The 4,039-nt window shown below is 59.4% G+C and carries 3 protein-coding genes and 2 pseudogenes; 2 read left to right on the top strand and 3 right to left on the bottom strand.

The genetic code is table 11. The annotated features are described in order from the left end of the window. Positions 1-394: 394 nt before the first annotated feature. Positions 395-682 (top strand): annotated as a pseudogene (locus GWG67_RS39200) (UTRA domain-containing protein); the annotation flags it as partial. A 190-nt stretch (positions 683-872) separates the two neighbouring features. Next, the gene (locus GWG67_RS38515; protein WP_275174863.1) at positions 873-2,144 is read left to right on the top strand and encodes an extracellular solute-binding protein; all 1,272 of its coding nucleotides are present in this window, start codon (positions 873-875) and stop codon (positions 2,142-2,144) included. A 698-nt stretch (positions 2,145-2,842) separates the two neighbouring features. On the opposite strand, the gene GWG67_RS38510 is transcribed toward GWG67_RS38515, so the two are convergent. From GWG67_RS38510 to GWG67_RS39035, 3 genes and pseudogenes are all read right to left on the bottom strand, one after another. Continuing rightward, the gene (locus tag GWG67_RS38510) at positions 2,843-3,445 is read right to left on the bottom strand and encodes a plasmid pRiA4b ORF-3 family protein (protein WP_275174862.1); all 603 of its coding nucleotides are present in this window, start codon (positions 3,443-3,445) and stop codon (positions 2,843-2,845) included. After that, positions 3,442-3,915 (bottom strand): annotated as a pseudogene (locus tag GWG67_RS38505) (transposase); the annotation flags it as partial. The gene GWG67_RS38510 and the pseudogene GWG67_RS38505, both read right to left, overlap by 4 nt. Continuing rightward, complete coding sequence (locus tag GWG67_RS39035; RefSeq protein ID WP_342761091.1) at positions 3,837-4,013, bottom strand: IS66 family transposase zinc-finger binding domain-containing protein; 177 nt, start codon at positions 4,011-4,013, stop codon at positions 3,837-3,839. The pseudogene GWG67_RS38505 and the gene GWG67_RS39035, both read right to left, overlap by 79 nt. Positions 4,014-4,039 lie beyond the last annotated feature (26 nt).

Here is a 4,039-nt window from a genome sequence, read left to right as displayed (position 1 = left end):
CAGCCGTCGGCCACAACTTCCGCCGCATCCTAGCCTGGCTCAGAGAACTCTTGTGCCTGTTCCTGGTCCGACTATGCCGCGTGCTGGCCGGTCCAGCCCCGCTCAATTCGCCTTCTTAACGGACGACCAAAGAACGCGATTATGTGCGCATCGAGCAGGGTCGGGGGACGTTCGTCAAGGAACGCATCGTCCGCCACCGAATGGGCCCGAAGACCCGGTTGACCACCTCTCTGCGCGACATGGACCGGCCCGCGAGCGCCGCTTCGTGCGTTTCCGCGCGGGTCCGAGTTGACAAGGACCTGGCGCGCGACCTTCGCCTTCCCCGAGGGCAGTTCGCGCGCAAGGTCGATACGTTGAGCGTGATCGACGACGTCGCCGCCTCGTTGCATCGAGCTATTTTCCGTTGCCCCGTTTCGGAGGAATTGAATTGCTTATTCAAAAGACCGGTAGTTTCAGCGAATCCTGGAGACACTTCGAAGTCTTTGACTATCGTCGATTCGAGACGAGGATCTCCGCCGGTTCACTATCGCAGGCAGATTCCCTTTTGCTCTCGCTACCGCGCCAGCAACCCGTGATCCTGATCACCAACATCAATGTGAACACCAAGGACGTTCCGATCGTGGTCTCAAGGACCCAAGTAGCCCCACAATACATGGAGTTGGTCATTCGCTTCAACGAATGATCGTCGTAGCGCTGAGGCCGTGAGTTTTTCGCGAAAAGGGTACGTTTGTCCGACTCGTCTGGAATCTGTCAGTGCGCGTTAAACGAACTGACATCGACGTATCAGATGCCGGGTTCAAGTTCACTCCCACAAGCGCTACGTTGCTTCCAGGATGGAAAATCGGGGCGCCGTTTGCTTCGGAGATGTTTCAATGACAAGGATCGCCTGCGTCGGCGCGATTGCTCTGAGTCTGCTTGGTCCGGCCCCTGTGCACGCCGAGACCGTGCTCGACGTATCGTATGCGCTGCCGAGTAGCTACAAGCCGACACAGGAGGAGATCGCCAAGCGCTTTGAGGTCGGGCATCCTGGCGTTCGGATCAACCTGCGCGCGCCGCTCGCAACCTATGACGATGTGGTCAATGAACTCCTGAAGTCGCGCCTCACTGGCGGGGCACCCGACGTCAGCTTTGTCGGTATGAATCATATTAGCCTCATCGCTGAACGCGGCCTCGCCGTGCCACTGGACCGGTTCGTGGAGGACCAAGGCGGGTGGCGGGCGCTAGGCTATTATCCGCCGATCTTGTCTCTCGGATCCGTCGCCGGCCAGCAGCTTGGGATACCATTCGCGATTTCCCTTCCAGTACTGCATGTGAATGTGGATCTTATGCGCCGTGCTGGCGGATCCATGGAGGCTTTCCCCTCCAACTGGGAGGGGATCGCTGAGCTTGGAGAAAAAATCTCCGCTCTCGACCCCAAGCTAACGGGCTTCACCTTCCAATACGACTCCTGGGGCAACTGGACACTCCAAGCCCTCATTCAAGGCGCCGGCGGGCGAATGGACGGGCTGGACGGCTGCGGTGTCGGATTCGACAGTCCAGAGGGGCGGCGGGCACTCGAAGCCTTTCAGCTGTTTCACGAAAAGGGCATGCCGGCCATGTCATGGCAGCAAGTACTGCAGGCCTTCTCCTCCGGGACGATCGGAATCTCCGCCGCTTCCGGTGCCTCTGTGGTGCGCAACGAGGAGCAGATCAAGGCGGCCTTCCAATACAGGACCCTTCCGTTCCCAATGACGTCTCCGAGCGGTAAGCTGCCTGCTGGCGGGACCATGCTCACCGTCACTACGCCAGATCCGCAGAAGCAGAAGGCGGCTTGGGAGTACGTCAAATTTGCCACCGGCCCGGAAGCCCAGGCTCTCATGGCCAGGAATACTGGCTATCTTCCAGTCAGCCAGCGTGCAGTCGATGATCCGGCGTTGCTCGGGTCCTTCTACAAGAACCATCCAAATCAGGCGACGGCTCTGGCCCAGATGGGGAAGCTGGCTTCCTGGTATATGTGGCCGGGCCCCAACGGACTGAAGATCCCTTCCGTCATCCAGGACTATGTGGACGCGATCGTCGCCGGCAAAGCGGGTGCCGGAGAGACCATGACAAAGCTTGGTGCCGCCGTCACCGCGTTGTTGCCACCCTGCAAAGCGGCCAAGTGAGCGGGTCAGCTCGAGCCCAGAGCCGCATCAGGCAAGCCAACCACGATGACAGTCAGACCACGATGACAGTCAGATATGACTATGTACGGGTCAACAGCGCCCGTCTGCGTGAAAGCCGCGCCAGCTGAAACTGGAAGTGCCAGGACCGATCTCCTGTTCGTAACCGCGCTCAATGAGCCGGCGCATCTTGGCGGACTCGACCAGTTGGCGAAATTAAATGTTGCGCCGGAAGCGTTGAAAGCGTCTTCGCCGTTCCCAGGTCTATTTTGCGCAGTGTGATCGATGGCGTACCCACATCCTTTCCGCTGGCTCCGCTTTAGAGGAATTACTCCTTCATCGAACGGACACGCAGTCGCTCCGATTCCTGCACTTCTATCTTCGATTGTCATCGCTCTAAATGGTCGTCCGTGAACAAGGTTCTAAGCGATTGAGCGGGAGTCTGTTTTTCGGATTCGAGGCGGTTTGAGATTGCAGGGAATGGGAGGTTGAGGCCGCCAAACCTTGCAATTTCGCTTTTGGATTCCCTTTCGCTGCGGCCCATGATTCTGTGGTGCATCGGAGGGAACGATGCGGCCGAAGAAGCACAAGACGACGGGATCGAACGATCTGTTCTGGGCGCGGCTGGACCAGATCATCAATCTGAAGCACGAGTTGGTTGTAAGCGTAGCTCTGCGGCCCTTTTGAATCGCGCTTGACGTCTATTTTGTTCGCGTGGCGCGTCGCCGCGGTTTCCATGTGTCGGACAACGCGTTGACGGCGGCCTCGAGGGCCTTCCGGTCGATCACGTTGGGATCGAACCGCTCCGGGCCCCAGCGGCGCATATGTTCGTGCTCCGGATGAGCAGGGTCGCTGATGGCGTCGAGGTATTCGGCATAGCCTGGCGCACCACCGACGTCTTCCGGAGGGCAACGACCGGCGGCCTCGAGCAGGAAGGGCATGCCCTCCGTCGTGGTGTTGTCGAACCATTTTTCGAGCTTGATCACGTGATCCCAGCTGTCGCCGAAGTCATAGAGATAGTGGATCGTCTTGGCGCCGGTCTCTCGAACGATATCGCAAAGCCGCGCTTTGCGGGCATCCATGGGCTGGTGGCCGTAATCATTGTCGGGGTCAGGAATCCCCCAATGTGCCTCACCAGCGAAGAACTCGAAGAGGTGACTGTTCGTCCAGCCGAATGCCTCCTGAAGCGTCAGATGCAGCCGATCAAGGCGCAGCGTGAGCGGCACGACAAGGCGACGCATCACCTCCGGTTTTACGTCCTTGAGGGTCACCTTGATCCGGACCGCGGTCGTGTTCAGGCTCATGCCGCCAGCCTCGGATCGTGTGCATGCATCGTGTAGATCGATGCCCAAGGGAGCAGTTCGTCCAGTCGCGCCGCAGGCCAACCATTGACGAGCTTCGCGAGAACATCAGCGAGCCAGTGCTCGGCACTGACGCCATTGAGCTTACAGGTCTCGATTAACGAAGCCAGAACTGCCCAATTCTCGGCGCCCTCGTCGCAACCGGCAAAAAGGGAGTTCTTGGCGTTGAGCTTGATCGGCCGCATCGCACGCTCGACAGCATTCGTGTCCATCTCGATGCGCCCGTCATCAAGATAGAGCGTCAAACCGTCCCAATGACGCAGCGCGTAACGCAAGGCCTTCGCTGTGTCGCTCTTGTGTGCAAGGTGATCAAGCTTGGCCTCAAACCACTGCTTCAAGGCTGTAGCCAGAGGTCGGGCATGCGCCTGCCTGCCAGCACGGCGCTCGACATCTGATCGGCCGCGGAGCGCACGCCGTGACAGGCGCGGCAGGCCAGTTTGGGGCGGCGGGTGACGATGACGCGATACTGCGCCGGTACGACGTCCAGCCTCTGGCTCTCATCGTGACCGATCTCAAAAAGGTCGCCTGCGCAGCACG

This window comes from Bradyrhizobium sp. CSS354 (genome assembly GCF_029051725.1).
In the GTDB taxonomy this organism is placed as follows: domain Bacteria; phylum Pseudomonadota; class Alphaproteobacteria; order Rhizobiales; family Xanthobacteraceae; genus Bradyrhizobium.
The sequence above is the reverse complement of the archived record's forward strand: the minus strand, read 5'-3'. Positions and strand labels throughout refer to the sequence as shown.